Annotated in this window: 25 protein-coding genes; 22 read left to right on the top strand and 3 right to left on the bottom strand. The window is 37.2% G+C overall.

Features of this window, described 5'->3' with window-relative positions:
* Positions 1 to 18 precede the first annotated feature (18 nt).
* Positions 19 to 1,245: a sporulation integral membrane protein YlbJ gene (gene ylbJ, locus TR08_RS01955; protein ID WP_045515400.1), complete on the bottom strand. Its 1,227-nt coding sequence runs from the start codon at positions 1,243 to 1,245 to the stop codon at positions 19 to 21.
* Positions 1,246 to 1,456: 211 nt separating this feature from the next.
* Here ylbJ and TR08_RS01950 point away from each other — a divergent pair, with 211 nt between their 5' ends.
* Positions 1,457 to 2,236, top strand: a complete 780-nt coding sequence (locus TR08_RS01950; RefSeq protein ID WP_045515399.1) for a patatin-like phospholipase family protein — start codon at positions 1,457 to 1,459, stop codon at positions 2,234 to 2,236.
* Between the two features lie 6 nt (positions 2,237 to 2,242).
* Positions 2,243 to 3,262, top strand: coding sequence for a SepM family pheromone-processing serine protease (locus tag TR08_RS01945; RefSeq protein WP_045515398.1), 1,020 nt, complete (start codon positions 2,243 to 2,245; stop codon positions 3,260 to 3,262).
* 30 nt (positions 3,263 to 3,292) lie between these two features.
* Here TR08_RS01945 and TR08_RS01940 read toward each other — a convergent pair whose 3' ends face one another.
* Positions 3,293 to 4,510: a nucleotidyltransferase gene (locus TR08_RS01940; RefSeq protein WP_370576250.1), complete on the bottom strand. Its 1,218-nt coding sequence runs from the start codon at positions 4,508 to 4,510 to the stop codon at positions 3,293 to 3,295.
* Positions 4,511 to 4,771: 261 nt separating this feature from the next.
* Here TR08_RS01940 and TR08_RS01935 point away from each other — a divergent pair, with 261 nt between their 5' ends.
* The 4 genes from TR08_RS01935 (at position 4,772) to TR08_RS01920 (ending at position 7,132) form a co-directional block, all read left to right on the top strand.
* The gene (locus tag TR08_RS01935) at positions 4,772 to 5,299 is read left to right on the top strand and encodes a YceD family protein (protein WP_045515397.1); all 528 of its coding nucleotides are present in this window, start codon (positions 4,772 to 4,774) and stop codon (positions 5,297 to 5,299) included.
* Between the two features lie 82 nt (positions 5,300 to 5,381).
* Positions 5,382 to 5,555 carry a 50S ribosomal protein L32 gene (gene rpmF, locus TR08_RS01930; protein WP_045515396.1) on the top strand — a complete coding sequence of 58 codons (174 nt, stop codon included), beginning with the start codon at positions 5,382 to 5,384 and terminating at the stop codon, positions 5,553 to 5,555.
* A 108-nt stretch (positions 5,556 to 5,663) separates the two neighbouring features.
* The gene (locus TR08_RS01925; RefSeq protein ID WP_238579053.1) at positions 5,664 to 6,428 is read left to right on the top strand and encodes an enoyl-CoA hydratase/isomerase family protein; all 765 of its coding nucleotides are present in this window, start codon (positions 5,664 to 5,666) and stop codon (positions 6,426 to 6,428) included.
* Positions 6,429 to 6,508: 80 nt separating this feature from the next.
* Positions 6,509 to 7,132 (top strand): RsfA family transcriptional regulator, encoded by a 624-nt coding sequence (locus TR08_RS01920; protein WP_045515395.1) that lies wholly within the window; start codon positions 6,509 to 6,511, stop codon positions 7,130 to 7,132.
* Between the two features lie 34 nt (positions 7,133 to 7,166).
* On the opposite strand, the gene TR08_RS01915 is transcribed toward TR08_RS01920, so the two are convergent.
* Positions 7,167 to 7,640 (bottom strand): N-acetyltransferase, encoded by a 474-nt coding sequence (locus TR08_RS01915; RefSeq protein WP_045515394.1) that lies wholly within the window; start codon positions 7,638 to 7,640, stop codon positions 7,167 to 7,169.
* A 226-nt stretch (positions 7,641 to 7,866) separates the two neighbouring features.
* On the opposite strand from TR08_RS01915, the gene TR08_RS01910 reads away from it, so the two are divergent.
* The 16 genes from TR08_RS01910 (at position 7,867) to spoVE (ending at position 26,286) form a co-directional block, all read left to right on the top strand.
* Positions 7,867 to 9,198 (top strand): acetyl-CoA carboxylase biotin carboxylase subunit, encoded by a 1,332-nt coding sequence (locus TR08_RS01910; RefSeq protein WP_045515393.1) that lies wholly within the window; start codon positions 7,867 to 7,869, stop codon positions 9,196 to 9,198.
* A 93-nt stretch (positions 9,199 to 9,291) separates the two neighbouring features.
* Positions 9,292 to 9,504: an acetyl-CoA carboxylase biotin carboxyl carrier protein subunit gene (locus TR08_RS01905; protein WP_045515392.1), complete on the top strand. Its 213-nt coding sequence runs from the start codon at positions 9,292 to 9,294 to the stop codon at positions 9,502 to 9,504.
* A gap of 19 nt (positions 9,505 to 9,523) precedes the next feature.
* Positions 9,524 to 11,065, top strand: a complete 1,542-nt coding sequence (locus tag TR08_RS01900; protein WP_045515391.1) for an acyl-CoA carboxylase subunit beta — start codon at positions 9,524 to 9,526, stop codon at positions 11,063 to 11,065.
* Positions 11,066 to 11,294: 229 nt separating this feature from the next.
* Positions 11,295 to 12,200 (top strand): 2-dehydropantoate 2-reductase, encoded by a 906-nt coding sequence (locus TR08_RS01895; protein ID WP_045515390.1) that lies wholly within the window; start codon positions 11,295 to 11,297, stop codon positions 12,198 to 12,200.
* Positions 12,197 to 12,589: a DUF3397 domain-containing protein gene (locus TR08_RS01890; protein WP_045515389.1), complete on the top strand. Its 393-nt coding sequence runs from the start codon at positions 12,197 to 12,199 to the stop codon at positions 12,587 to 12,589. The genes TR08_RS01895 and TR08_RS01890 overlap by 4 nt, the downstream gene beginning before the upstream one ends.
* Before the next feature lie 79 nt (positions 12,590 to 12,668).
* Positions 12,669 to 14,303, top strand: coding sequence for a bacillithiol biosynthesis cysteine-adding enzyme BshC (gene bshC / locus TR08_RS01885; RefSeq protein WP_045515388.1), 1,635 nt, complete (start codon positions 12,669 to 12,671; stop codon positions 14,301 to 14,303).
* Between the two features lie 150 nt (positions 14,304 to 14,453).
* Complete coding sequence (mraZ, locus tag TR08_RS01880; protein ID WP_045515387.1) at positions 14,454 to 14,885, top strand: division/cell wall cluster transcriptional repressor MraZ; 432 nt, start codon at positions 14,454 to 14,456, stop codon at positions 14,883 to 14,885.
* Positions 14,886 to 14,945: 60 nt separating this feature from the next.
* The gene (gene rsmH, locus TR08_RS01875; protein WP_045515386.1) at positions 14,946 to 15,878 is read left to right on the top strand and encodes a 16S rRNA (cytosine(1402)-N(4))-methyltransferase RsmH; all 933 of its coding nucleotides are present in this window, start codon (positions 14,946 to 14,948) and stop codon (positions 15,876 to 15,878) included.
* Between the two features lie 36 nt (positions 15,879 to 15,914).
* On the top strand, positions 15,915 to 16,274 hold the full coding sequence (gene ftsL / locus TR08_RS01870) for a cell division protein FtsL (RefSeq protein WP_045515385.1): 360 nt from the start codon (positions 15,915 to 15,917) through the stop codon (positions 16,272 to 16,274).
* Positions 16,271 to 18,502, top strand: a complete 2,232-nt coding sequence (locus TR08_RS01865; RefSeq protein ID WP_045515384.1) for a penicillin-binding transpeptidase domain-containing protein — start codon at positions 16,271 to 16,273, stop codon at positions 18,500 to 18,502. Before ftsL ends, TR08_RS01865 begins: the two co-directional genes overlap by 4 nt.
* Before the next feature lie 89 nt (positions 18,503 to 18,591).
* On the top strand, positions 18,592 to 20,511 hold the full coding sequence (locus TR08_RS01860) for a stage V sporulation protein D (RefSeq protein ID WP_045515383.1): 1,920 nt from the start codon (positions 18,592 to 18,594) through the stop codon (positions 20,509 to 20,511).
* A gap of 196 nt (positions 20,512 to 20,707) precedes the next feature.
* Complete coding sequence (locus tag TR08_RS01855) at positions 20,708 to 22,168, top strand: UDP-N-acetylmuramoyl-L-alanyl-D-glutamate--2,6-diaminopimelate ligase (RefSeq protein WP_045515515.1); 1,461 nt, start codon at positions 20,708 to 20,710, stop codon at positions 22,166 to 22,168.
* Positions 22,169 to 22,170: 2 nt separating this feature from the next.
* A complete protein-coding gene (locus tag TR08_RS01850; RefSeq protein ID WP_045515382.1) occupies positions 22,171 to 22,626 on the top strand; it encodes a hypothetical protein in 456 nt (151 codons plus the stop codon).
* Position 22,627: 1 nt separating this feature from the next.
* Positions 22,628 to 23,602: a phospho-N-acetylmuramoyl-pentapeptide-transferase gene (gene mraY, locus TR08_RS01845; RefSeq protein ID WP_045515381.1), complete on the top strand. Its 975-nt coding sequence runs from the start codon at positions 22,628 to 22,630 to the stop codon at positions 23,600 to 23,602.
* Positions 23,603 to 24,955, top strand: a complete 1,353-nt coding sequence (gene murD, locus TR08_RS01840) for a UDP-N-acetylmuramoyl-L-alanine--D-glutamate ligase (protein ID WP_045515380.1) — start codon at positions 23,603 to 23,605, stop codon at positions 24,953 to 24,955.
* Between the two features lie 230 nt (positions 24,956 to 25,185).
* Positions 25,186 to 26,286 carry a stage V sporulation protein E gene (gene spoVE / locus TR08_RS01835; protein ID WP_045515379.1) on the top strand — a complete coding sequence of 367 codons (1,101 nt, stop codon included), beginning with the start codon at positions 25,186 to 25,188 and terminating at the stop codon, positions 26,284 to 26,286.
* Positions 26,287 to 26,418 lie beyond the last annotated feature (132 nt).

The raw sequence follows: 26,418 nt of genomic DNA, 5'->3' as shown, positions 1-26,418 counted from the left end.
AAAAAGCCTTGGGGAAACCTAAGGCTTTTTTGATTTACTTATTAATTGAAAATATAAAAGCAAAACATATGTTGCCAGTGAAAAGATGGTGATTATTGGACCAAGTTCTATTAATTTATGGAATAAAGTATGCAGCAATGTACCTTCCTCAAAAAAAACAACAGGGATAGCATTAGATGGCTGTTCAGTTTGATAATATCGGACATAGATTGGTTTCCACAAAATAAAAGCAAAAAGACTAGCGAATATACCTTGCGCAATTCTTGCAAAAAAGAACGGTTTAAAACGAATATCAGTCTGGGCTAAAATACTTGCTACCTGTGCTTGAACACTAAAACCGCTAAAAGCTAAGATAAAGCTTGTAATAATCACTTGCTGGAGTAAAGTAGCATCCTGAACCCGACTTGTTAAATCACTCCCCATTGTAATTTCAAATAATCCTGAAATGAATGGAATGCTAAGCATATCAGGAAATGAAAGTGATGAAAGGGCAAGATCAAAGCCTTTTGCAAGCGTAGCAGTGATATGTAGATGAAAAAGAAGCTTGTTAATTACTGAAAATAAAATAATGAATCCACCTACCATTAGCAATGTTTGAATCGAAGAATTTACGGCATCGCCAAGAAGTTTGCCGATGGGGCGTTTGTCGTTTATTCTTGTTTGATGTAGTGCTGAAAAAGCAGATTTTAGTATAAATTCACCTTGCTTGTCCTTCTCTTTATCAGGAGTTTCTCTGCCATAAAACCGCATCATAAGACCCACACAAATATTCCCTAAATAATGGGCCAATGCTAAAATGACGCCTAAATGCGGGTTATGGAAAAAACCAACTGCAACGGCGCCGAAGATAAATAATGGGTTTGAGGAGTTTGTGAAGGAAACAAGCCTTTCTGCTTCGATTTGTGTCAACTGACCTTCCTGGCGTAGTCTTGTAGTCAACTTTGCACCAGCGGGAAATCCAGATGCCATACCCATTGCCCAAACAAACCCGCCTACACCAGGAACTCTAAATAGAGGTCGCATGAGTGGCTCTAATATCACACCAATAAACTTGACTACCCCAAAACCAATTAACATTTCTGATACGATAAAAAACGGTAACAAGGATGGAAAAACAATTTCCCACCACATATTAAGCCCACGGATGGAGGCTTCAAAGGATTCCTTAGGATAGGATATCATGGAACCTGCTAAAATGATGGCAGATAAAGATAAAAAAATGGTTTTTATTTTTGAACGAAACAATGAATATCCTCCTTCCCTAGGGTTTTGTTATACTGTATAAATAAATAATGTTAAAATAAGGATTATTCATCTGATTTATAGTCTCGACTTGTCCCCATATAACACAAATATACTCATAGAAAGCTAAATTAGACCATAAGATTGAACGAGATTTCTCCTAGCAAATGTATAGTCATAATGCTTGTAAAGCTTATGAAACGGAGGGAACGAGATGGAGCGTCCTAAAATAGGATTGGCGCTTGGTTCTGGCGGGGCACGGGGATTTGCCCATTTAGGGGTCATTAAGGTTTTGAAGGAAGCAGGGATTCCTATTCATATAATTGCCGGCAGCAGTATGGGGGCACTTGTGGGGAGCTTTTATGGGGCAGGTATTGAAATAGACCGTTTATATAAATTATCAACTGCATTTAAACGGAAATATTTTTTGGATTTTACCGTCCCGAAAATGGGCTTTATTGCCGGGAAAAGAGTGAAGGATTTCATAAAAGTTTTTACTCATGGCAAAAATATCGAAGATTTATCCATTCCATTAGGAATCGTAACAACCGACTTACTTACAGGTGAAAAAGTTGTTTTTAAACAAGGTCCGGTGGCGGAGGCTGTAAGAGCAAGTATATCTATACCTGGGATATTTGTACCTGAAAAATATAATGGGAGAATCTTAGTTGATGGCGGGGTGTCAGATAGGGTGCCAGTATCCGTTGCAAAAGAAATGGGAGCTGATATCGTGATTGCCGTTGACGTATCTAGAGTAAAGCGTAATGCAGAAATCACTTCGATTTATGATGTAATTATGCAAAGTATTGATATAATGCAAACAGAGATCATCAATAATCGTGAAATCGAATCTGATATCATGATTCGACCGCCTGTTGAAGTTTATAGCTCTCGTGCATTTACAAACATTGAAGAAATCATCACGCTTGGAGAAGAAGAAGCAAAAAAACAAATAGAACAAATAAAAAATGTAATAGACGGATGGAAGGTGTAAAATGCTATGAGAAGAAAAATATTTTTAGGTTCTTCGATTGTTATAGCATTGATGATGATTGCAGGCGTATTTTTTTCATTACCTTATTATGTTTCAAAGCCAGGTATAGCAAAAGAATTAGCTCCCATCATTCAAGTTGAGGATGGCATTGAGGGAAAGGGAAGCTTTATGCTGACAACTGTGAGGATGGGAAGAGCAAATATCTATTCTTACGTAGAGGCTAAGCTCTTTGATTATGTTGAACTCTACCCTTTGGAGGCCATTTTACACGAAACTGAAACGCAAGATGAATATAACGCTAGACAGCTTCATATGATGGCGGGATCAAAGCTGAATGCAATTGAGGTAGCTTATAAAAAAGCCGGTTATCAAGTTGATTACGAATACAAAGGGGTATACGTTGTCCAAGTAGTTCCAGATATGCCCGCAGAGGGAAAACTAGTTCCTGGCGATCGTATCATTGAGGTCGATGGTCAGAAATTTGCATCTTCCGAAAACTTTATTGAATTTGTTGGCAAGAAAAATGCTGGCGATCAAGTTGTATTAACGATAAAAAGGGAAGATAAAACAAAAATAGTCGAAGTAACGGTTCAGCCCTTCAAAGAGGATCCAAAGAAAATTGGTATCGGAATTTCTTTAGTTGATGATAAGGAAATTATAGTAGATCCAAAAGTTACGGTTAAAACGGATGAAATCGGTGGACCTTCTGCCGGCTTGATGTTTTCACTAGAAATCTATGATCAATTAATGGAAGAAGACTATACCAAAGGCTACAAAATCGCAGGAACAGGGACGATCGACTCAAAAGGAGGAGTTGGACCCATTGGGGGAATTGATCAAAAAATCGTTGCTGCTGACAAGGCGGGGGCAGAAATCTTTTTTGCCCCGAATGAAAAAGGGAGCAAAGATTCCAATTACAATCTAGCTGTAAAGACAGCACGCGAGATTGATTCAAAAATGAAGATTGTTCCGGTGGATTTCATTGATGATGCCATTAATTATTTGCAGAAATTACCGATGAAATAAAGAAGATGGTGCCTTCATGGCTCCATCTTCTTATTCTATATAAATAGGTGGTTGTTTATATTCCTGACGTAACAAGTTGTCCATAATTTGATTTTCTAAACCAAAGGAATAAACCCGGGAAGCCTTTATATCTAAAAAGATATCGTTTCCTTTATATGCCGAAAGTTTTGAAATGAGTGGAAGACTAAATTGGGATTTATATTTATTTAAATACTCTTTACCATTCTTTGTCATACCTAATAGGCGCAAATAGGCAGCCTTTTCTGGTGTGCTTTTCATTTCCGCTTTTTTTGTATTGGTTAAGATGTGAACACATATCCTTTGAAGCCTAGTCCAAGTATATCGTTTTGTTTTTATCTTTTGCATAAATTCCTTGAAGTTAGAGGAATCAAGTGCCGCAGCAATTAATCGGTGCTCAATTCCTTCTTCAACCTCGTAAATTTCTCTTAGCTCTTCAGGACTGTTATGCAATAAGCGATAGCGTAAATAACTCCAATAGTTTTCCCATTCATGAAAATTACCATATACAGCTAGATACTCTTTAAGAAGTGTACTAGAAGCGTCTGGAACATATTGTTCAATCGAGCTATTTTTTTCTTTTGCAGAGAACAGTGCTTTTCTTATGCTTGTGGCACTAGCGATTGTCTCAGTGGCAAAGTGTTCATCATGGTAATCAGCATTTTTTCTTTTTACTGTCAGAGGAATGATTGAACTATTTTGCCGGTTTAAAGCTTTTACATAATGAAAACCAAGGATATTATTTGGTTTTTCTAGACTTAATAGATTTTCAGGGCTTGACAAGGATTGAAAAGACAACGATAATGCTTTAGGGTAACTAACACCTGATTTGATATTCATCTTAATATTTTCATCAAAACGATCTTTATGCCTATCCAAATAGTCAACGGTCTGCAAGAAGGATGAAATATCCCCGCTTTCACTGCCAAAGCAAAGTGAATGGCAGCCAATTGCATCTAGAATCGAGATCGCACCATTTGCGAAAGTTTCTGCCTTTTGCGTTGCAAATCGATAAGGAAGTTCCAAGACGATATCAACGCCATTTAGAAGAGCCATTTTTGTCCGATACCATTTAGAAATAAGAGCAGGCTCACCGCGTTGAAGGAAATTCCCACTCATAACAGCTACAGCAATATCAGCATGAGCTGTTTCCTTTGCTGCTTGTAGATGATAGGCATGCCCATTATGAAAAGGATTGTATTCAACAATTACACCAACTGCTTTCATCATTAAAGATCTCCTTATTTGTTTTTTTATATCATGGTAATTTTTACAGTAATCGTATTATAGCAAAAGTTACCATAATTAGATAATGGTTTACGATAATGATTAGCTAGGATTGTAATCTGATTTAACTGGGTAAACTAACATGAAGACGTTTTTAGTGAAAAAATATTAAAATGAAAATCACCTTTTTAGGTGTAAAGAAAAAACATTGACAAAAATTTAATCGAAGGCTATAATTACCTTTGTTGCCTTGGGGTGATTCAATTGAAATGGACATTAAGCCAATTACAAAAATATCGAAACAAGGATTTTCTGATTGATGATACCATTCGAGTTGATGATATTAAAGAAACGGATCCATCGATTCGTGTAGTTTCTCCGATGCATATTACTGGTCGGGGTGATATTGACTCAACGAAAGTGACATTTCATTTGAAAATAGTAGGGCATTTAATCCTGCCTTGTTCTCGTACTTTAGTGGATGTAAAACTTCCGATTAATGTCGAAACAACTGAAACTTTCCTCTTACAAGGTTCAGTTTATGAAACTGAAGAGGAAGTATATCAAGTAAAAGGGGAAGTAATTGATTTAATGCCAGTCATTAGAGAAATCCTTTTACTAGAAGTTCCAATGCAAGTGTTCTGTGAAGATGTCAATCATGAAGATGCTGCACCCCAATCCGGTAAAGACTGGGAAGTTCTGAATGATGAAGATCAATCCAAAAAGATTGATCCAAGACTAGCAGGTCTTGCAAAGTTTTTTGACAAAAACAATTCTTCTTCCGAATCATAATCAGCAAAACAAGAAGCAAAGTGAAGAACCAGCATTCCTGGCCTTCATTACTTTCTTAATACTCTTTAAGGAGGTGGGAAGAATGGCTGTACCTTTTAGAAGGACTTCTAAAACTGTAAAAAGAAAACGTCGTACACATTTTAAATTAAACGTACCTGGTATGGTAAGTTGCCCAAACTGTGGTGAAATGAAACTTGCTCACCGCGTATGTAAAGCTTGCGGTACTTACAAAGGGAAAGACGTTGTTAACGACTAATTTCCATTAGGATAAAAGCACAAGGAGCAGTATGCCCTTGTGCTTTTGTCGTTTTCAAGAAATTTTAATCACCTACATATATTCAGTACAAAAAGGAGGAGAAACTGCTTGTCATATTCTATTGAGAAACGAGATATGGGTTATTTGTTATTTACGATCACCAGGAGTGAAAAAAGAAATGCAATAAATTATGATGTCATGCATGGATTAACAGAGGCGATTTCTTTGGCAAATGATCCTGCTATTAATGCACTTGTCATAACTGGAGAAGGGGACCAAGCTTTTTGTTCGGGAGGAGACTTATCTGTTTTTCACCACCTTCAAACAAAGGAAGAAGCTTATGCAATGCTTTCAAAAATGTCTCAGATTCTATATTCGCTTCTGACAATGACTAAACCAACAATTGCCCTTTTGAATGGTACAGCAATCGGCGGCGGTTGTGAACTGGCTGCTGCTTGTGATTTCCGTTTAGCGAGAGAAGGGATAAGCGCTGGATTTGTACAAGGTAAACAAGTGATTACCACAGGTTGGGGCGGCGGGACCATTTTAGCAGAAAAACTACCAACTGTGCGTAGCATGAAGCTCTTAATGGAAGCTGAAATTCAAACTGCGGAGTATTTAAGAGAAGTGGGCTTTATTGATCATATTTATTCAAATAAACCCATCACTGCATGCGAAGCCTATATGGAGAAGCTTTTAGTAGTTGATTTAGAGGTATTAGAATCATATAAAATGATCTGGATTCAAAAGTGGGAAGAAAGCAAGCTTAGAGAAAGAATAGAAAAAGAAGTAAGGAATTGTAGTGTCCTATGGGAAAGTGATTCGCATCTTAAATATGTCCAAAATTTTATTAGTAAAAAAACGCAGAAATAAGAATAAAGACAATCTGTTATCAGTCTATCTTTTCTAGTAGAAGCATATGTATGAATAAAAACACTAGGAGGGATTTACTGATGTCACCAACTCGCCAAGATGCATGGTCCCCAGATGAAGATTTATTGCTTGCTGAAGTTGTGTTAAGACATATTCGAGAAGGTGGAACACAGCTTCAAGCATTTGAAGAAGTTGGAAAAGAGCTTTCTCGAACATCTGCTGCCTGTGGATTCCGCTGGAACTCATTTGTAAGAAAGCAATATAAATCAGGAATCGAACTCGCTAAAAAGCAGCGGAAAGAATTAAAAAAACAAAGTATTCCGACAGAAAAAGAGCATACAAAAGAGTTTGAAATTGAAGAAACGTCATCCACTGTTTCAGCTAGCAGTGAAGGAATATCATTTCAATCAGTTATTCACTTCCTAGAAAACCTTCAAAAGAAAGCAGCTGCTGCGACAAACATCGAGGAAGCGAAGGAAAAGTCTTTTCAAAAAATAAAAGAACTTGAAAAGAAATCTTATTCGCTTATAGCTGAAAATGAAAGATTAACAAAAAATTTAAAAGCTATTGAAGAGGACTATCGTTCTTTAATTGAAATTATGGAAAGAGCACGAAAAATGGTTGTCCTACAAGAAGAAGATAGACAACAAAAAGTAAAATTCCAAATGGATAAAAACGGAAACCTCGAAAGAGTGAAGAAATAGTAAAAAGCGGACATTATGTCCGCTTTTTACTTTATTAATTTTGTTGTGCTTCTACACCTTCAGGATACCAGACTAGTGGATTTTCTCCTCTGTCGCGCTCCATATCGTATTCAACATTTTTAAAATCCATATGCTCCCAAAAGTTTCTTGATTGTACTCTTGGGTTCGTTTTAATTGGGAGACCAAAGCTTTTTGCAAACTCTACAAGTGTTTTTCCATAGCCTTTACTCTGATATTCTGGTAAAACCTCAAGTTTCCATAATTCTAAATAATTTTGTGGTGGATAGAAATAAAGATCAAACTTAGCGTCTATTTGATATAGACTCATACGGGCAACTAGTTTGTCTCCGAAATAGATTCCGTAAAAAGGAGAGTCACTATCATCCTCAACCATATTCGCTTCTAAATCCTCGAGCATGGAAAGCTCTTGAATTCCATATTCTTTGAATTTTTTAAATTCCTCAAGTGTTTTAAAATTTACTTTTAATTTTTCAACTTTCATCACCATATATAAGCCCCCTAAGAAATGATATCGTATCAATTGTATATATTCATTTATTGCTGAATAATATGAAAATGAACTTAAAAAATTATTCAAAATGAATTAATATTATTATATAACAAAAATACAAATAATTCTTTAAATATTCACCAGAAAGCGTTTTCTAGATTTGCAGGAAATATAGAGAAAGTTGTAGAAGTGTAACAGCTGAGGGGATGAAAGGGGAAATCATGTGCGAAAAATACTAATTGCCAATAGAGGGGAAATTGCGTTAAGGATTATTAAGACTTGTCACCAAATGGGAATTGAAACAGTTGCTATTTATTCTAAGGCTGATATAGAAATGCCATATGTAAAAGCAGCTTCTAAAGCAGTGTGTGTTGGGGAACCACCTGTTAATAAATCGTATTTGCAGTCAGATAAAATTTTAGAAATAGCTAAAAGTGAACAGGTAGATGCTATACATCCAGGTTACGGATTCCTCTCAGAAAATGCAGATTTTGCAAAATCTACTAAAAGTGAAGGAATAATATTCATTGGTCCCGACGCCGAGACAATTAAATTAATGGGAGATAAAATTGTCTCACGCAAAACAATGGAGCAGGCAGGTGTCCCTGTAGTACCTGGAAGTGGTTATGGTCTAAAATCGATTGAGGAAGCTTGCATCCTATCGGCGCAGATTGAGTATCCTGTAATGCTGAAAGCAAGTAGTGGCGGCGGTGGAATTGGAATGGTGCTCTGTGAAAATGAGCAAGCGCTCATCAAATCATTCGCCTCCACAAAGTCAAGGGCACTCGCCTATTTTGGTTCAGATGAGGTGTTCATCGAAAAATATATTGCGGAAGCTAGGCATGTCGAGGTTCAGATTTTTGGTGACCATGAAGGTAATATCGTTCATCTATTCGAAAGGGATTGTTCCATTCAAAGACGGCATCAAAAAGTAATTGAAGAATCACCATCACCTTTTTTATCAGAAGGAACCCGTAGAAAAATTTATGAAACAGCTTTAAAAGCAGCCAAAGCAGTAGGATATACAAATGCAGGAACAATAGAATTCATTGTTGATGAAAAAGAGAACTTTTTTTTCTTAGAAATGAATACTCGGCTCCAGGTTGAACATCCCGTCACGGAAATGATTACAGGAGTAGATTTAGTCGAGTGGCAGATTCTGATTGCTCAAGGTGAGCCATTACCTATGCAACAATCACAAATAAAATCCTCTGGTCATGCGATGGAATTCCGTCTCTATGCTGAAGATCCTGTTCGTTTTCTGCCATCACCTGGAAAAATCACCAAGCTTGTTTGGAATGAGACGACTGGAATAAGGATTGATGCAGGGGTTCAAGAGGGGGATACGGTTACTCCTTATTATGACCCGATGATCGCAAAATGTATTTTTCATGGTGAAACACGAAAAGAAGTTATTAATGCTGCTGAAGGCTTTTTTGAAAATCTCCAAATTGATGGAATTAAAACAAATGCACCACTTTTCTTAAATATTCTAGTGAATGATGAATTCGTAAAAGGAATCTATACCACAAACTTTTTATCAAAGTTGCGATAAAGCTCATTGTTGTATTGCAACTATGTTGATTGGAGCGGAATTCACAAAACATAGCTTTTATCAAAAAATAGTGAAATAAGGAGCGAGAATAGAATGAAAGAAATTACAGCAACAATGGCCGGGACCGTCTTAAATGTTCTTGTAGCAAATGGAGACAATGTCAGTTCAGGACAGGAAGTACTAATGCTGGAGTCCATGAAAATGGAGATTCCGATTGAAAGCGATATTAATGGCTTGATAAAGGAGTTAAAGGTATCGATCGGAGATTTTGTAAATGAAGGCGACGTTTTGATTATAGTAGAATAGGTGCTTTAAGGGGGACATTATGACAACTATCAATACACTAAATGAGCAATTGTTTGAAAAACGGAAGGTTATTGAATCAGGTGGGCATCCAAAATATCATGAAAAGTTAAAACAGCAAAATAAACTATTTGTACGCGACCGCCTTTCTTTATTATTTGATGATGGAAAATATGAAGAGGATGGGAAATTTGCCAATGTTCAAGCAGGTGATTTACCAGCAGATGGTGTAGTAACGGCAATTGGAAAAGTTAACGGGATGACCGTTTGTGTAATGGCCAATGATTCTACGATTAAAGCTGGTTCATGGGGAGCACGAACAGTTGAAAAGATTATCCGAATTCAAGAAACAGCAGAAAAGCTGAAAGTTCCATTGTTTTATCTCGTAGATTCTGCTGGGGCAAGAATAACCGATCAGTTGGAAATGTTTCCTAATCGACGTGGTGCGGGTAGGATTTTTTATAACCAAGTGAAGCTTTCAGGCATGATTCCACAGGTGTGTATCTTGTTTGGACCTTCTGCTGCGGGGGGAGCGTATATCCCAGCATTTTGTGATGTCGTTATAATGGTAGATCAAAATGCTTCCATGTATCTAGGTTCACCACGTATGGCTGAAAAGGTAATAGGTGAAAAAGTAACATTAGAGGAAATGGGCGGCGCTCGGATGCATTGTTCGGTTAGCGGCTGTGGTGATGTACTTGCATATAGTGAGGAAGAAGCAATTGAATCAGCGAAAAAGTATATCAGCTACTTCCCTTCTAGTTTCAAGGAAAAAACAAAATTGTACAGTGGTTCTGCTCCAAAGGAGGGGCGCGAATTAGAAGCGATTATCCCGCAAAACCAAAATGCACCGTTTGATATGTATGAAGCAATTGATCGTTTAATTGACAAAGACAGTTTTTACGAAGTAAAAAAATTATTTGCTCCTGAATTAATTACCGGATTTGCTAGAATCGATGGTCGTGTGATCGGAATCATTGCCAATCAGCCAAAAGCAAAAGGCGGGGTTCTTTTTGTCGATTCTGCGGATAAAGGTGCGAAATTTATTCAGTTATGTGATGCTTACCATATCCCATTGTTATTCCTTGCTGATGTGCCAGGGTTTATGATTGGTACAAAAGTAGAACGTGCCGGAATCATTCGACACGGTGCCAAGTTAATTGCAGCAATGAGCTCTGCATCCGTACCAAAAATATCCGTTATCGTCAGGAAAGCATATGGTGCAGGTTTATATGCGATGGCGGGACCAGCTTTTGAACCTGATTGCTGCATAGCATTACCAAGTGCCCAGATTGCGGTGATGGGTCCAGAAGCGGCGGTCAATGCTGTTTACTCCAACAAAATTAATGAAATTGAAGATCCTAAAGAAAGAATAGCCTTTGTACAAGCAAAGCAACAGGAGTATAAAGAGCATATTGATATTTACAAATTGGCTTCTGAGCTGATTGTCGATGAAATTGTTGCAGCTTCTGAACTCCGAAATGTGTTGATACAGCGTTTTGATTTTTATGAGACAAAAGAATTGAATTTTAGTGTTAGAAAGCACCCTGTATATCCAGTGTAAAAAAGTGATAAAAGTCCCGTTTCGATTTTATTCTAAACGGGTTTTTCTTTTTGGCTGTGTTAAAGCTAATTGTTGATTTTGGCACTCTGTTGATTGGAGCGAAGTGACTGGTGCGGAAATCAACAGACAATTTTAACAAAGCCATCTTTTTAAGGAGAGACTAACAAACTAGTGTTACTTCTGCTAAAATAATAATTAAAAAAATATAGAATATAAATGGGTGGATGGCATGAAAATTGGCATTATCGGTGCTGGTTCTATTGGATTATTATTTGCGTCATACTTAAGCAAGGCTTTTTCAATCACGCTATATACAAAAACTAGTGAACAAGCAGAAGAGATTAATCAAAAGGGGATTATCCTACAAGAGGGCTCTACTCAAAGTAGAGTTAGAGTTAGGGCATTTCCCGTTTCAAAATGGACTGGTATAGAAGAATTAACCATTATTGCTGTAAAACAATATCAACTTGATTCCATCATTAATCATTTTACTAATTTGGAGTGTATTCCTCAAAATCTATTATTTTTACAAAATGGGATGGGTCATTTAAAATTACTTGAAAATATTCCTGCGGCTAATATTTTTGTTGGATCCGTTGAGCATGGGGCCAGTAAAGTTAATACATATACCGTTTCTCACAATGGCAAAGGTGCTATCAATGTGGCTCTTTTTAAAGGAGAGGATGGAAGCATAAAGGAGTTTGCTAGTGTTTGCGCAAAGATCAATTACCCCATTACCCTTAAAGACGATTATTATAATATGTTAGTAAATAAATTAGTCGCGAATGCAGTCATTAATCCTTTAACGGCAATCCTTCAAGTAAAAAATGGTGAGCTAATTACAAACATTTTCTATTTTGCTGCTGTAAAAAAACTATTTCTTGAAATCTCTTATATATTAAACCTAGAAAATCCTATTAGAAAGTTTAGGACCATCATTAGGATATGTAGAAAAACAGCCGAAAATCGGTCATCTATGCTAAAGGATTTGGAGGCTGGTAGAAGGACAGAAATTGACGCAATACTCGGCTTTTTATTAGATGAAGCGGCGATACAACAAAAGACAGCTATAAATATTGAAAGTTATTATTATTTAATAAAAGGGAAAGAACAAGTCAGGAGGGGAGTTAATTGAATTCATTCATCTCATCAATCATCACCATTTTCTTAACCGTACCTCTTTTCGGTTTTTTCATTATTTATATATTAAATAAGCTGATTACAAAAAATACTCGAAAGTCTTTTCATAAAGCTTTGGACCACTCGACTATATTATTTATATTGGCTGTTCATTTTTTATTAATGACCATTTGGGGAAGATCGTTTTTTGGGCTAATCCTGCTAATTTTAATTGTCATTGCAATGGTTTTTGTAATAATACATTGGAAGATAAAGGGTGAAATTATCTTTACTAAGGTTTTTAAAGGCTTTTGGAGATTTAATTTTCTTGTCTTTTTTTTAGCATATATATCCCTAACTGTATTTGGTATACTGCGGAGTGCATTAACTTTTACGTTTTCTTAAGCAAAGATTTTTTTTATTAGGATGGATAATGCTATACTCATATGGAATGAATATGGTTGATTAGAAAGGAAGTACTTAAATGGAGATTTTAAATCTCTCATTATCAGCAACGAATCGCTTTGCTTCTAATTATTTAGATCAATCACCTGATATTTTGCCTTTTTTCCATTATCGGTTTAATGACTTTGCAGAAGATCAGGAGAGGTTAGATGAATTAAGCAATCGACACTTTCCTCGTGAGGAAGTAGCTGATCACATTGAGAAATTTATGGAGCGTTTTCCATCATCAGAAGCAGTAAATAATTCACTTGCAAAACTAAAACAATTGAATAGTGTAGTTGTCATTGGCGGTCAACAAGCAGGTATCCTTACAGGACCTCTTTATTCGATACATAAAATCATCTCGATAATTAAATTAGCAGAGGAAAAAGAGAGGCAGCTTGGTGTACCAGTCATCCCTGTTTTCTGGATAGCTGGAGAAGACCATGATTATCATGAGGTTAATCATGTGTTTCTGCCGGTAGAGCAAAGAGTAGACAAATGGTCTTACCCAGAAAAGGTTAAACAAAAGAAAATGGTTTCAGATATTATTCTTAATAAGGAAACCTGCCGAATATGGGTAAATAATCTAATCGAAAATTTCGGTGAGACCAATCATACAAAAAAACTAATGAACTTTGCCGAAGAAACCTTAATGAAATCTTCAACGTTTGTGGACTTTTTTGCCAACATTGTCATGGAGCTCTTTAAAGATTATGGCTTGTTAATTGTGGATTCAGGTGATAGTAATTTCCGTCTCCTGCAAAAAGAGAATTTTTCTCAACAAATTGAACAGCATAGGGAAATTACAAATTATTTACTTGAACAGCAAAGTGTCATTGGTAAAAATGGATTTCCAATTACGATCGATTCAAATGAAAAAGCTGCCAATTTGTTTTATTACAATCCAAAATATAATGAACGAATACTGCTTGAATTTGATTCGGAAAGTAATCGTTTTGTGGGGAAAAGTGGAGTTGTTTCCTTTACAAAAGAGGAATTAATCGAAATTGCCATTCAGGATCCGGCAAAACTTAGTAATAATGTGGTGACAAGACCATTAATGCAAGAGTGGCTTTTCCCAACACTCGCATTTATAGCAGGACCAGGAGAAATTTCTTATTGGGCTGAATTAAAACTTGTCTTTGAGTATTTTAAGATAAAAATGCCTCCGATTGTGCCAAGATTAAACATAACCTTGTTGGAAAGAGCTATTGAAAGCGATATTCATGAGTTGAACTTAGAACTTTCAGCGGTATTAATGAGAGGTAGTGTGGAGGAAAGACAGCAATATCTAGAGTCTATTAAGGATAAAGAGGTTTCTGAATTATTTTCGGCACTAAAATCACAGTTATTTAAGCAGTATGAACGTATAGAAGAGAAAACAAATCAGCTTGATAGAAGTTTGTTACCGTTATTAAAGAAAAATGAAAATTATTTATTAAAGCAAATTGGATTCATGGAAACAAAACTAGAGGACTCAGTAAAATCAAAGTACGAAGTGATTCTTAGTAAGTTTAACCGTATTGATTTATCATTACGTCCAGATGGTTTTCCCCAAGAGCGGGTTTGGAATATTTTCTATTATTTAAATCAGTATGGAACTAATTTTATTAAAGAATTAATGGAACTTGAATTTGAATTTGATGGTCGGCATAAGGTAATAAAACTTTAGAGGAACTTCACCAGAGGTGAAGGTTCTTTTTTTTTGAGAAAATTTACTGGATAAAAAGGGATTTATGGAAGTTAGAAAGAATAATTAAAAATAGGTGGAGGAAAGTGGGGGAATGTGGTACATTTTATATAGAAAGTGGGGGTACCGGGTATGTTTATGGGTGAATACCATCATAGCATTGATAATAAAGGCAGGATGATTGTGCCCTCCAAATTCCGTGATGAACTTGGAGAAATGTTTATCATCACGCGCGGTTTGGATCAATGTCTTTTTGGTTACCCATTAACAGAGTGGGCACTGATCGAAGAAAAACTTAAAGGTCTGCCACTTACGAAAAAAGATGCCCGTGCATTTACCCGATTCTTCTTTTCTGGTGCAACTGAGAGTGAACTAGATAAACAAGGAAGAATAAATATTCCGGCACCATTGCTTCAGTATGCGAAATTGGAAAAAGAATGTGTAGTTTTAGGGGTTTCCAATCGAATTGAAATTTGGAGCAAACAGATTTGGGAAAACTATTTCACAGAGTCTGAAGAATCTTTTGCCGAAATTGCTGAAAATATGATTGGGTTTGATATATAATGGACAAGTTATTTTAATATAACACCGTTTTATATCGTTCGATTGGAAAAGGTGATAATTATGTTTGAACATACAACTGTATTACTAGATGAAGCTGTTAACGGATTGAATATTAAACCCGACGGCATTTATGTTGATTGTACTTTAGGCGGGGCTGGGCACAGTACCTTGATACTTTCAAAACTTACTGATAATGGAAAATTGTTTGCCTTTGATCAAGACGAAATAGCTATTGCAAATGCAAAAGAGAAATTGTCCATCTATGGTGAGCAACTAACAATAATTAAAAGCAATTTCTTATACCTTCAGGAAGAACTTGAAAAGCTTGGGATTGAAAAAGTTGACGGTGTTCTATATGACCTTGGGGTGTCCTCTCCTCAATTAGATACTCCAGAAAGAGGCTTCAGTTATCATCATGATGCACCGCTGGATATGAGAATGGACAATAAAGCTTATGTTTCAGCTTATGATGTCATTAATCATTGGTCTTACGAGGATTTGGTTAGGATCTTTTTTCGCTATGGAGAAGAAAAATTCTCTAAGCAAATAGCCCGAAAAATTGAGGCTAAAAGAGAGATTAAGCCAATTGAAACCACCTTTGAATTGGTTGACCTTATCAAGGAAGGGATTCCGGCCCCTGCAAGAAGAAAGGGCGGACATCCAGCTAAGAGGATTTTCCAAGCAGTAAGAATCGCCGTTAATGATGAATTAGCTGTATTCGAGAAGTCTTTGCAAAAAGCAATTGATATCCTTAATCCAGAAGGAAGGATCAGTGTTATTACCTTCCATTCTTTAGAAGACCGGATTTGTAAGGCGGCTTTTAAAAAGGCAAGTGAAATACCTGATTTACCGCATGGTTTACCTGTGATTCCTGACGAATTTAAACCAATTATGAAGTTAATTAACAGGAAGCCTATTCTTCCATCTGAAGAAGAATTAGAACATAATAATCGTGCTCGATCTGCTAAACTGCGGATTGCGGAAAAACTATAAAAAGAAATAATAAAATAACTTTGTGGAGGGGAAAGAATGAGTAGTCTTGCCAGGAAATTTCAGCAACAACAGCATGAAGAACGGACAGTACAGGAACAAAGTATTGTAAAAACAAAAAAGCACTGGCTTACACCTGGGGAGAAAATAATCGGAGTAGTATTTACAGGGTTGGTTTGTTTTGGTGCCGTCCACCTCATCTCGAATCAAGCGGAAATTTACCAGGTAAATAAGGAGATTCAAGAGGTCCAAACGTCAATTAATGAATTAGAAAAGGTAAACAGTGACCTGCAAGTACAAGTAAGTGAGCTTAGTACCTATGAGCGGATTTGGGAAAAAGCTAAACAAATGGGGCTTGTTTTAAACGAAAATAACGTCAAGGTTGTGCACGAGAAATGAACAAGAAACAGCCATATATGAATTTCGGAGCAGCCGGATTGTTTGTAATATTCGGCCTGCTCTTTTTTATATTGCTCTTTAGATATTTTTCCATTCAAATTACAGGTGAGGTCGGGTCACAGCCGCTCGCAGCAAAAGCTCAGCAAAAATACAGCAGAACAGGTAATTTGGAAGCTGCAAGAGGTGTAATCTATGACCAGAAAGGGGAGGTAATCGCCGAGGATACAACCTCTTATAATTTAATTGCGATTTTGGATAAAAAGATGACAACCAATTCAAAAAAGCCTAACCATGTGACTGATCCAGAAAAAACAGCAAGGGAATTGGCGAAGTTTATTGATATGGAAGAATCCAAGATTTATAGCATTTTAACAAAAAATCAGTTTCAGGTTGAATTTGGGAAAGCAGGAAGAGATATTTCTCATCAAACTAAAAAAGAAATTGAGGCACTAAAGCTTCCGGGGATTACGTTTAAACGTGACTCGAAAAGGTTTTATCCGAATGGAATATTTGCTTCTCATCTAGTTGGTTATGCTGACAGAATTGATGAGGAGGATGGAACCTATAATTACGTTGGAAAAATGGGGATTGAAAAGACATTAAACAAAGAGTTAACAGGTAAGGATGGAAAAATTAATTACGAAAGTGATTTATGGGGATATTTGCTTCCAAACGGAGAACAGAAGGTTACCCCTGCCGAGAACGGAAACGATGTCTATTTAACCATTGACAAAAAGATCCAAACATTCTTAGAAGACGCTATGAACAAAGTTGTAGAGGAATATAAACCAGAGAAAATCATTGCCATTGTTGCTGATCCCAAAACAGGCAATATTTTAGCCATGGGACAAAGACCTTCCTTTCATCCGAAAACAAAAGAAGGAATTGATAACAGTTGGCATAATGAAGCAATAGAAACCTCTTTTGAACCTGGTTCAACGATGAAAATCTTCACGCTTGCAGCCGCAATTGAAGAAAATAAATTTAATCCCAATGATTTATACCAATCTGGTTCTTATAGGGTCACATCGAAAGACAAGGCAATTCATGATCACAATGGAACTGGCTGGGGGACCATTTCATATCTTGAAGGAGTCCAGCGCTCTTCGAATGTTGCTTTTGCAAAAATTGCAAATGAACAATTAGGATTTGAAAAATTCCGTGAGTATTTAACAAAATTCGGCTTTGATAAACCAACAGGGATTGACCTGCCATTTGAAACTTCAGGGAAAATTCAATATACTTGGCCAATTGAAAAGGCAACCACCGCATATGGACAAGGTACAGCCATAACCCCTATACAGCAAATCCAAGCGGCGACTGCGATTGCTAACAACGGGAAAATGATGAAGCCGCAAGTAATCGACAAAATCGTCAATCACGATACGGGTGAAGTAATTAGAGATGTAACACCTGAGGTTGTTTCCACACCAATTTCGGCTGAAACCGCGAAGGAAGTCCTTGATATTCTCGAAACCGTTGTTTCAAACAAAGAAACGGGAACGGGGAATCGTTATCAAATTGATGGATATAGTGTTGCTGGAAAAACAGGTACAGCAAGTATCCCTGATCCAAATGGCGGCTATTTAGATGGACAAGAGGATTATATTTTTTCATTTTTAGGAATGGCCCCTAAAGATGATCCAAAGTTAATTGTATACGTTGCTGTTCAACAACCGAAAATAGACCACTATTCTATGGGGTCTATCCCAGTTTCAATGGTTTTTAATCCTGTGATGAAAAATAGTTTACATTATTTAAATATTCAGCCTTCACAGCAAGAAAAAGCTTCAACTACGAAACTAGCTGATTTAAATGATCAAGGTGTAACCGAAACAGTTAAACAACTCGAGGAATCTGGTCTAGATGTCGTTGTTGTAGGAAAAGGTTCTAAAGTGACAGGTCAGCTTCCTGCTGCGGATACAAACGTTCTAGAAGGTGAGAAAATAATTATCCAAACAGATGGAAAATTAATTGCCCCGGATATGACGGGATGGTCTCTCAGGGACGTGATGAAGGTTGCTAAAATATCTGGAATGAAACTAAATTCCACAGGCAGCGGATATGTTGTTAAGCAAAATATTAAAGAGGGTGCTTCCTTACAAAAGGATGATTTTCTAATCGTTGATTTAAAAACCACTGAAGAAAAACTAGAAATGGAAGCAAAAGAGGCGGAAGAAAACACCGAAGTACCTGATGAAGAATTAGATAATCTCCCAAAGGATTAATAGCGATAGAACAGTATTAGTAATCGTTCTATTCAAATTAGTACAAGCATATAAATGAACGAGTAGGATAAAGGAGGCTCGTTCATTTTATGCGTGTTTCAAATGTAACAGTCCGTAAAAGGTTAATGATTGCAATGTTCGTAGGAATTCTAATCTTTTTTATCATTGATGTCCGACTTGGTTATGTGCAGTTTGTTCTAGGTGATATGTTGACTAGTCAAGCTAAGGGATCATGGAGCAGGAATATTCCTTTTGAACCAGAGCGCGGCGAGATTATAGACCGAAATGGTGTACCATTAGCAACTAATGTCAGTGCTCCAACTGTATATGTGGTACCAAGACAGGTCAAGGACCCTGCTGGAACATCGGAGAAACTTGCAGCAGTATTAAATATCCCAAAAGAAAATGCTTATCGCCAAATTACCCAGGGTGAATCCATTGTTAGAATAAAAGAAGGAAGAAAGATTTCTCATGAAAAAGCAAAAGAAATCAGAGCTTTAGGGCTTGAAGGGGTATATATAGGAGAAGATTCAAAAAGGCATTATCCATTCGGAAGTTATCTTTCTCATGTTCTAGGATTTTCTGGGGTGGACAACCAGGGGCTAATGGGATTAGAACTTTACTACGATAAAGAGCTAAGTGGTGAAAGAGGCTCTGTTAAGTTTTACGCCAATGCTAAAGGTGAAAGAATGAATGACATGGCTGACGATTATGAGCAGCCCGTAGATGGACTTGATTTAAAGCTTACAATTGATACAAAAATTCAAACGATAATTGAGAGAGAGCTAGATATTGCGGAAGCAACATATAATCCAGATGGAATCATAGCGATTGCAATGGATCCGAATAATGGGAAAATTTTAGGTATGTCGAGCCGTCCTACCTTTGATCCAGCTAATTTTCAAAACGTTCCACAAGAGGTGTACAACAGAAACCTGCCTGTGTGGTCAAGCTATGAGCCTGGTTCGACCTTTAAAATCATCACACTTGCAGCAGCTTTAGAGGAAGGCAAGGTTGATTTAGAAAAGGAACATTTCCATGATCCAGGTTCCGTAGAAGTTGCCGGAGCAAGGCTGAAATGCTGGAAAAGAGGGGGGCATGGAAGCCAAACATTCCTTGAGGTTGTTCAAAATTCATGTAACCCTGGTTTTGTGGAATTAGGGCAGAGATTAGGTAAAGACACTTTGTTTAAATATATTAAAGATTTTGGCTTTGGGCAGAAAACAGGGATAGATTTAGCTGGAGAAGGCTCAGGGATTTTGTTTAATTTAAATCGAGTGGGTCCAGTTGAATTAGCGACCACTGCATTTGGTCAAGGGGTATCAGTGACCCCAATTCAACAGGTTGCAGCGGTTGCGGCAGCAGTTAATGGCGGGATTCTATATAAGCCATATATAGCACAAGAGTTAATTGACCCTGTAACGAAAGAAGTGGTCATGAGAAATACTCCAGTCAAGAAACGGAAAGTTATTTCCGAAGAGACATCCAAAGAAGTTCGTCATGCACTAGAAAGTGTAGTTGCCCAAGGTACAGGATTCAGGGCATTTGTTGATTCCTATCGGATTGGCGGTAAAACAGGAACGGCTCAAAAAGCTCAAAACGGAAGATATTTGGAAAATAACTTTATCGTTTCATTTATGGGCTTTGCTCCTGCAGATGATCCTCAAATCGTTGTTTATGTGGCTGTTGATAATCCGAAAGGTGGACTTATTTTCGGGGGAACCGTTACTGCTCCAATCGTCGGCAGTATTATGAAGGATGGTCTTATGGCAATGGGGGTAGAACCTCGAAAAGATCAAATTGAAAAAGAAATAAAATGGCCTGATAGGCCATTGATTACACTTCCCGACTTAACCGGTTTAACAAAGTTAGAGATCACAGAACAACTGCTTAATCTTAAAATTGATGCTAGTGGTGAAGGTGATGTTGTTGTAAGACAGTCCCCTGAAGCCGGTTCAAAAGTAAAAGAAGGTTCAACTATTAGACTTTATTTTGGTAAAGATGAATAATAATGAGTAATAACTCATTGAGTCAGGCGGTCGGAATGTTTTCCGCCGCCTGTTTTTTTGAAAAAATGAAATGGTAATCTCAAGGATAAATGGCATTCTATATTGTTTTGCTGTAAAATAAGGTGAATCTTTTATGAGAGAATTTTTTTGTGTAAAAAATGGTAATTTCGCAAAAGGCAAGAGAGGATTTGAGTATATGAAACTACAGGATTTACTTCAACATTTGCACCTCCTCGTTCCTTATCAAGGGACTAATCCAGAAATCACTTCGATTGAAAACGACAATCGAAAGGTGCAAAAGGGCAGCTTATTTATTTGTATTAAAGGATATACGGTTGATGGGCATGATTTTGCAGAAGAAGCGGTGAAAAATGGTGCTGTCGCAGTACTTGCTGAGCGTGCACTGCCGCTTTCAGTACCCGTTATAATCGTTAATGATACAACTCGAGCGATGGCAGTACTCGCTGATGCTTTTTATCAACATCCAACAAAAAAACTGCATTTAATCGGAATAACAGGGACAAATGGAAAGACAACCACCAGTCATTTAATTGAAAAAATATTTTCTGATGTAAATCGTACTACAGGCTTAATCGGAACAATGTATACAAAAATCGGTGGTCAGAAGATTGAAACTAAAAATACAACACCAGAAAGTCTTGTCCTCCAAAAAGGTTTCCAACAAATGCTAGATGCAGGTGTGGATACAGCAATTATGGAGGTTTCATCGCATGCCTTACATATGGGTAGAGTCCATGGTTGTGATTACGATATAGCCGTATTTACTAACCTCACCCAAGATCATTTAGATTACCATAAAACAATGGATGACTATATGCATGCTAAGAGCCTATTATTTTCACAACTAGGAAACACATTTGACGCTAATAAACCGAAATTTGCTATCCTAAATTCAGATGATTCAGCTTCTGTAATGTATCGAAAATCGACTGCAGCTCATGTAATAACATATGGAATTGATAATGAGGCAGATTTCCATGCAAGAAATATTCATATGACTTCTGCGGGGACTACCTTTGAAATAGTAATACAAGAGATGAGTTATTCCATTAACATACAATTAATTGGGAAGTTTAGTGTTTATAATGTTTTAGCTAGTATCGCAACTGCGTTTGTTTCAGGGATTCCAATGCAAAATATTATCGATTCGATCGAGAGTGTTAAAGGAGTAGACGGTAGATTTGAGCTAGTAAATGCAGATCAAAAATTTACCGTAATTGTTGATTATGCCCACACACCAGATAGTTTAGAAAATGTATTGAAAACAATACAAAGTTTTGCTAATAAGAAAGTCTTTGTAATAGTGGGCTGCGGTGGAGACCGAGATAAAACGAAGAGACCATTAATGGCAGAGATTGCCTGTCGTTATGCTACAAATCCGATATTTACCTCGGATAACCCAAGGAGTGAAGACCCTTTAGCAATATTAAGAGATATGGAAGATGGTGTCCTTGGAAAAAGCTACATCACAATTCCTGATAGAAAAGAAGCCATTGTAACGGCAATTAACCAGGCAACTGCAGGTGATGTAATCTTAATTGCAGGTAAAGGTCACGAAACATACCAGATCATTGGCAGTAATATTTTTGATTTTGATGACCGACAGGTTGCTCGGGAAGCTATCGAGGGGAGTTAGAAATGTATTTAGCGTTTAATGATTTAGTAAAGTTATTCTCTGATATAAAGGGTATAAAAGAAGTGAATCATTTATATGTTACGGTAACTGACAATGCCGATTTCGTGCAGACAAAAGGGCTATTTATACCGTTAAACGATGATTCTGGGGAACTATTAGAGGCAATTGCCAACGGAGCCATTGCCGCCATTTGGGATAAAAAGAAACAGGTGCCCAAATATACACCCAATCACTTTCCACTCTTTTTTACTGATAACCCAATTGAGAGTGTTAGAGATCTTTTACGATTTTACATTGAAAAAATAGACGGAGATAAAGAAGAGAAAATGAATATGACTAAATTTGTATTTTTTAATAAAAAACTTCTCAAAGAAAATAAAGAAACATATGATATAGCTGTAATGCTGGAAAAGATATCTATGAAAAATCCGGATAATAATTTAGAGAGGAGGGGATAAAATGCTGGAGCAAGTTATTTTTTTCACAATTTTAATGGGATTTCTTATTACAGTGCTGCTGTCTCCAATTTTTATTCCCTTCTTAAGAAGGTTGAAATTTGGACAAAGCATTCGGGAGGAAGGTCCCAAATCCCATCAAGTAAAAACAGGTACACCAACGATGGGTGGAATTATGATATTATTTTCAATTATTATTACCACTCTTGTCATGACAGGTAAGTTTTCTGAACCAACTGTTAAAACTTACTTACTAATTCTTGTGACTTTTGGTTTTGGATTACTTGGATTTTTGGATGATTTTATTAAAGTCGCACTAAAGCGTAATCTAGGATTAACCTCTAGACAAAAGCTGTTAGGGCAAATTATTATTTCCGTTATTTTTTATCTTGTTTATAAACAAAATGGGTTTCCCACGGAAATCACCGTTCCTGGAAGTAATTATTCCATTGAACTAGGCTGGTTTTTTGTGTTTTTCATTGTTTTTTGGCTGGTAGGGTTCTCAAATGCAGTCAATTTGACAGATGGATTGGACGGATTACTATCAGGCACAGCTGCGATTGCATTTGGGGCATATGCTGTCCTAGCCTGGAATCAATCCCAAATGGAAGTGGCTATCTTTTCAGTTGCTGTAGCAGGGGCAGTCTTAGGTTTCTTAGTTTTTAATGCCCATCCTGCAAAGGTGTTTATGGGTGATACAGGTTCACTAGCACTTGGTGGTGCGATTGCAACCATCGCCATTCTAACCAAGTTAGAATTACTATTAGTCATTATCGGTGGAGTATTTGTAATTGAGACATTATCGGTAATTCTACAGGTGATTTCTTTTAAAACAACAGGTAAAAGAATATTTCGAATGAGTCCACTCCATCACCATTATGAGCTGATTGGATGGTCGGAATGGAAGGTTGTTGTAACTTTTTGGAGTGTTGGATTAATATTAGCGATACTAGGTATCTATATTGAGGTGTGGTTATAATTGAAGCAGGTAAATACGTATCTTCATAAAAAAATTCTTGTCCTTGGTTTAGCAAAAAGCGGGGTAACAGCTGCTGCGCTTTTACATAAGCTTGGTGCATTCGTGACAGTAAATGATAAAAAGCTATTATCAGAAAATCCTGAAGCGCAAGGGTTGTTAGAGCAGGGTATTAAAGTCATCTGTGGTGAACACCCTGTTGAACTACTTGATGAAGGCTTCGAACTCATCGTTAAAAATCCCGGCATACCTTACCAAAACCCAATCATTGAGGGGGCTATTGAGAAAGGAATCCCTGTATTAACAGAGGTGGAGCTTGCTTACCAAATATCTGAAGCACCTTTCATAGGGATCACGGGGACAAATGGAAAGACCACCACGACAACACTAATTTTTGAAATGTTGAATGAAGGCAAGAAGAATCCTTTAATTGCCGGTAATATTGGAACGGTAGCGTCTGGTGTGGCAGAGGAAGCGACAGCAGAAAATAATATTGTTATTGAATTATCCTCTTTTCAATTAATGGGGATAGAGACCTTTAATCCAAAGATAGCAATAATTACAAATCTTTATGATGCTCATTTGGATTATCATGGAAATAGGGAAGAGTACTATAAAGCAAAAGCCAATATAACTAAAAATCAAACTGAAGCAGATTACTTTATATATAATGCAGATCAGCAAGAAGTGCGGGAAATTGCAGCTCAATCTCAAGCTGCTACAATTCCATTTTCAACAAAGCGTGTCCTTAATGAAGGTGCTTATATTAGTGATGGTTGGATTTGTTTTAATGGAGAGAAAGTAATAATTGTGGATGAAATCGCCCTGCCTGGAGTCCATAATCTTGAAAATATCTTATCAGCAATGGCTGCAGCAAAGTTAACCGGTGTAAGGAATGAAGCGATTCATACTGTTCTTAGAACGTTTACTGGGGTTAAACACCGCCTTCAGTACGTTACAGAAATTGCTGGAAGAAAGTTTTATAACGACTCAAAAGCAACAAATATTTTAGCAACGATTAATGCTTTACAAGCTTTTAAAACGCCAATTATTCTTTTGGCTGGAGGACTCGATCGTGGAAATGAATTTGATGAATTACTGCCATATTTGAAAAATGTTAAAGCGTTAATTACCTTTGGTCAAACTTCAGCTAAAATTGAGCGGGTCGGATTAGAAGCAGGAATAAAACAAATTAACACTGTCGATAATGTTGAAAAGGCCGTGCCTGTAGCTTTTCGATATTCAGAGCCAGGCGACGTTATTTTGTTATCTCCTGCATGTGCAAGCTGGGATCAATTTAAAACTTTTGAAGTCAGGGGAGACATTTTTATCGAAGCGGTGCATAAGCTTAAGTAAGGGCGGCTTGTCCAACGAAAAGCGGAAGCGACTTGTCCAAGGAAAAAAGCAGTTCATTTTTTCCCAGGAGCGACAGGAATAAGACGAGCCGACGGGAAGGTTGTCCTGTAACCTTCTCGTTGGATTCGCTTATGCCCCCGAGCTCCTAGTCGCTGGAGCTGGACAACTATGGAAGTTATAAACTTCTGATAGTACGAGAGCCCTAAAACTTGCTATTCGAGGTGTTAGGTGTGCCGACAAAGAGAACAACTCCTGATTTTATATTATTAATTGTTACATTTACGTTATTAGCAGTAGGGCTTATTATGGTTTATAGTGCAAGTGCGGTATGGGCGGAATATAAATTTGATGACTCTTTCTTCTTTGCAAAAAGGCAAACGCTTTTTGCTGGTGTTGGGACTGCAGCCATGTTTTTTATTATGAATATTAATTATTGGACATGGAGAGAGTGGTCAAAGGTCATCTTGATTACCTGTTTTGTGCTGCTAATACTCGTCCTCATTCCAGGTGTTGGAAATGTTCGAAATGGCTCGCGAAGCTGGATCGGAGTAGGAGCCTTTTCCATCCAGCCATCAGAGTTTATGAAACTTGCGATGATCGCCTTTTTAGCCAAGTTTCTTTCTGAGAGACAGAAGTTGATAACCTCCTTCCGTCAAGGGCTGGTTCCTTCATTAGGTCTTGCTTTTATTGCCTTTGCTTTGATCATGCTGCAACCAGACTTAGGTACAGGAACAGTAATGATTGGAACATGTGTGGTTATGATATTTATTGCTGGCGCGAGGGTAGGACACTTTGCTTTTTTAGGGTTAATAGGCGTAGCTGGTTTTGTGGGTTTGGTTGCTTCAGCACCCTATAGGATGAAACGAATAACCTCATTTTTAGACCCATGGCAGGACCCGTTAGGGAGTGGATTTCAAATTATCCAATCGCTTTATGCAATTGGTCCTGGTGGACTATTTGGTCTTGGACTTGGGGAAAGCAGGCAGAAGTTCTTTTACTTGCCGGAACCACAAACTGATTTTATATTTGCGATTTTGTCTGAGGAATTAGGCTTTATTGGCGGCTCCTTCATCATACTTTTATTTGCATTGTTATTATGGAGGGGAATACGTATCGCCCTCGGGGCACCGGATTTATATGGAAGCTTTCTGGCAGTTGGTATTATCTCAATGGTCGCCATTCAGGTTATGATTAATATCGGTGTTGTCACTGGTTTAATGCCTGTTACCGGAATCACCCTGCCGTTCCTAAGTTATGGTGGATCTTCTCTAACATTAATGTTGATGGCAATAGGAGTTCTTTTAAATATAAGCCGTTATTCTAGATATTAAATTACCCTGTTCCTGAGGCAGGGTCTTTTTATTTATTTCATTCGTTAGTTTACAATTAGATAACATTCTTTTTTCAATCCTTATCTTCTGTTAATTTTATAGTAAGATAGGATAAGAAATTAGCTTAAAGCA

This window comes from Neobacillus niacini (genome assembly GCF_000759675.1).
In the GTDB taxonomy this organism is placed as follows: domain Bacteria; phylum Bacillota; class Bacilli; order Bacillales; family Cytobacillaceae; genus Neobacillus; species Neobacillus niacini_A.
Note: the sequence above shows the minus strand (reverse complement) of the source record. Positions and strands in the feature narration are given on the sequence as shown.

Excerpts from the sequence above, each read along its gene's own strand:
- TR08_RS01950 (WP_045515399.1), top strand. The coding sequence starts at position 1,457 with ATGGAGCGTCCTAAAATAGGATTGGCGCTTGGTTCTGGCGGGGCACGG.
- TR08_RS01945 (WP_045515398.1), top strand. The coding sequence starts at position 2,243 with ATGAGAAGAAAAATATTTTTAGGTTCTTCGATTGTTATAGCATTGATG.
- TR08_RS01940 (WP_370576250.1), bottom strand. The coding sequence starts at position 4,510 with ATGATGAAAGCAGTTGGTGTAATTGTTGAATACAATCCTTTTCATAAT.
- rpmF (WP_045515396.1), top strand. The coding sequence starts at position 5,382 with ATGGCTGTACCTTTTAGAAGGACTTCTAAAACTGTAAAAAGAAAACGT.
- TR08_RS01920 (WP_045515395.1), top strand. The coding sequence starts at position 6,509 with ATGTCACCAACTCGCCAAGATGCATGGTCCCCAGATGAAGATTTATTG.
- TR08_RS01915 (WP_045515394.1), bottom strand. The coding sequence starts at position 7,640 with ATGGTGATGAAAGTTGAAAAATTAAAAGTAAATTTTAAAACACTTGAG.
- TR08_RS01905 (WP_045515392.1), top strand. The coding sequence starts at position 9,292 with ATGAAAGAAATTACAGCAACAATGGCCGGGACCGTCTTAAATGTTCTT.
- TR08_RS01900 (WP_045515391.1), top strand. The coding sequence starts at position 9,524 with ATGACAACTATCAATACACTAAATGAGCAATTGTTTGAAAAACGGAAG.
- TR08_RS01895 (WP_045515390.1), top strand. The coding sequence starts at position 11,295 with ATGAAAATTGGCATTATCGGTGCTGGTTCTATTGGATTATTATTTGCG.
- bshC (WP_045515388.1), top strand. The coding sequence starts at position 12,669 with ATGGAGATTTTAAATCTCTCATTATCAGCAACGAATCGCTTTGCTTCT.
- mraZ (WP_045515387.1), top strand. The coding sequence starts at position 14,454 with ATGTTTATGGGTGAATACCATCATAGCATTGATAATAAAGGCAGGATG.
- rsmH (WP_045515386.1), top strand. The coding sequence starts at position 14,946 with ATGTTTGAACATACAACTGTATTACTAGATGAAGCTGTTAACGGATTG.
- ftsL (WP_045515385.1), top strand. The coding sequence starts at position 15,915 with ATGAGTAGTCTTGCCAGGAAATTTCAGCAACAACAGCATGAAGAACGG.
- TR08_RS01865 (WP_045515384.1), top strand. The coding sequence starts at position 16,271 with ATGAACAAGAAACAGCCATATATGAATTTCGGAGCAGCCGGATTGTTT.
- TR08_RS01860 (WP_045515383.1), top strand. The coding sequence starts at position 18,592 with ATGCGTGTTTCAAATGTAACAGTCCGTAAAAGGTTAATGATTGCAATG.
- TR08_RS01855 (WP_045515515.1), top strand. The coding sequence starts at position 20,708 with ATGAAACTACAGGATTTACTTCAACATTTGCACCTCCTCGTTCCTTAT.
- TR08_RS01850 (WP_045515382.1), top strand. The coding sequence starts at position 22,171 with ATGTATTTAGCGTTTAATGATTTAGTAAAGTTATTCTCTGATATAAAG.
- mraY (WP_045515381.1), top strand. The coding sequence starts at position 22,628 with ATGCTGGAGCAAGTTATTTTTTTCACAATTTTAATGGGATTTCTTATT.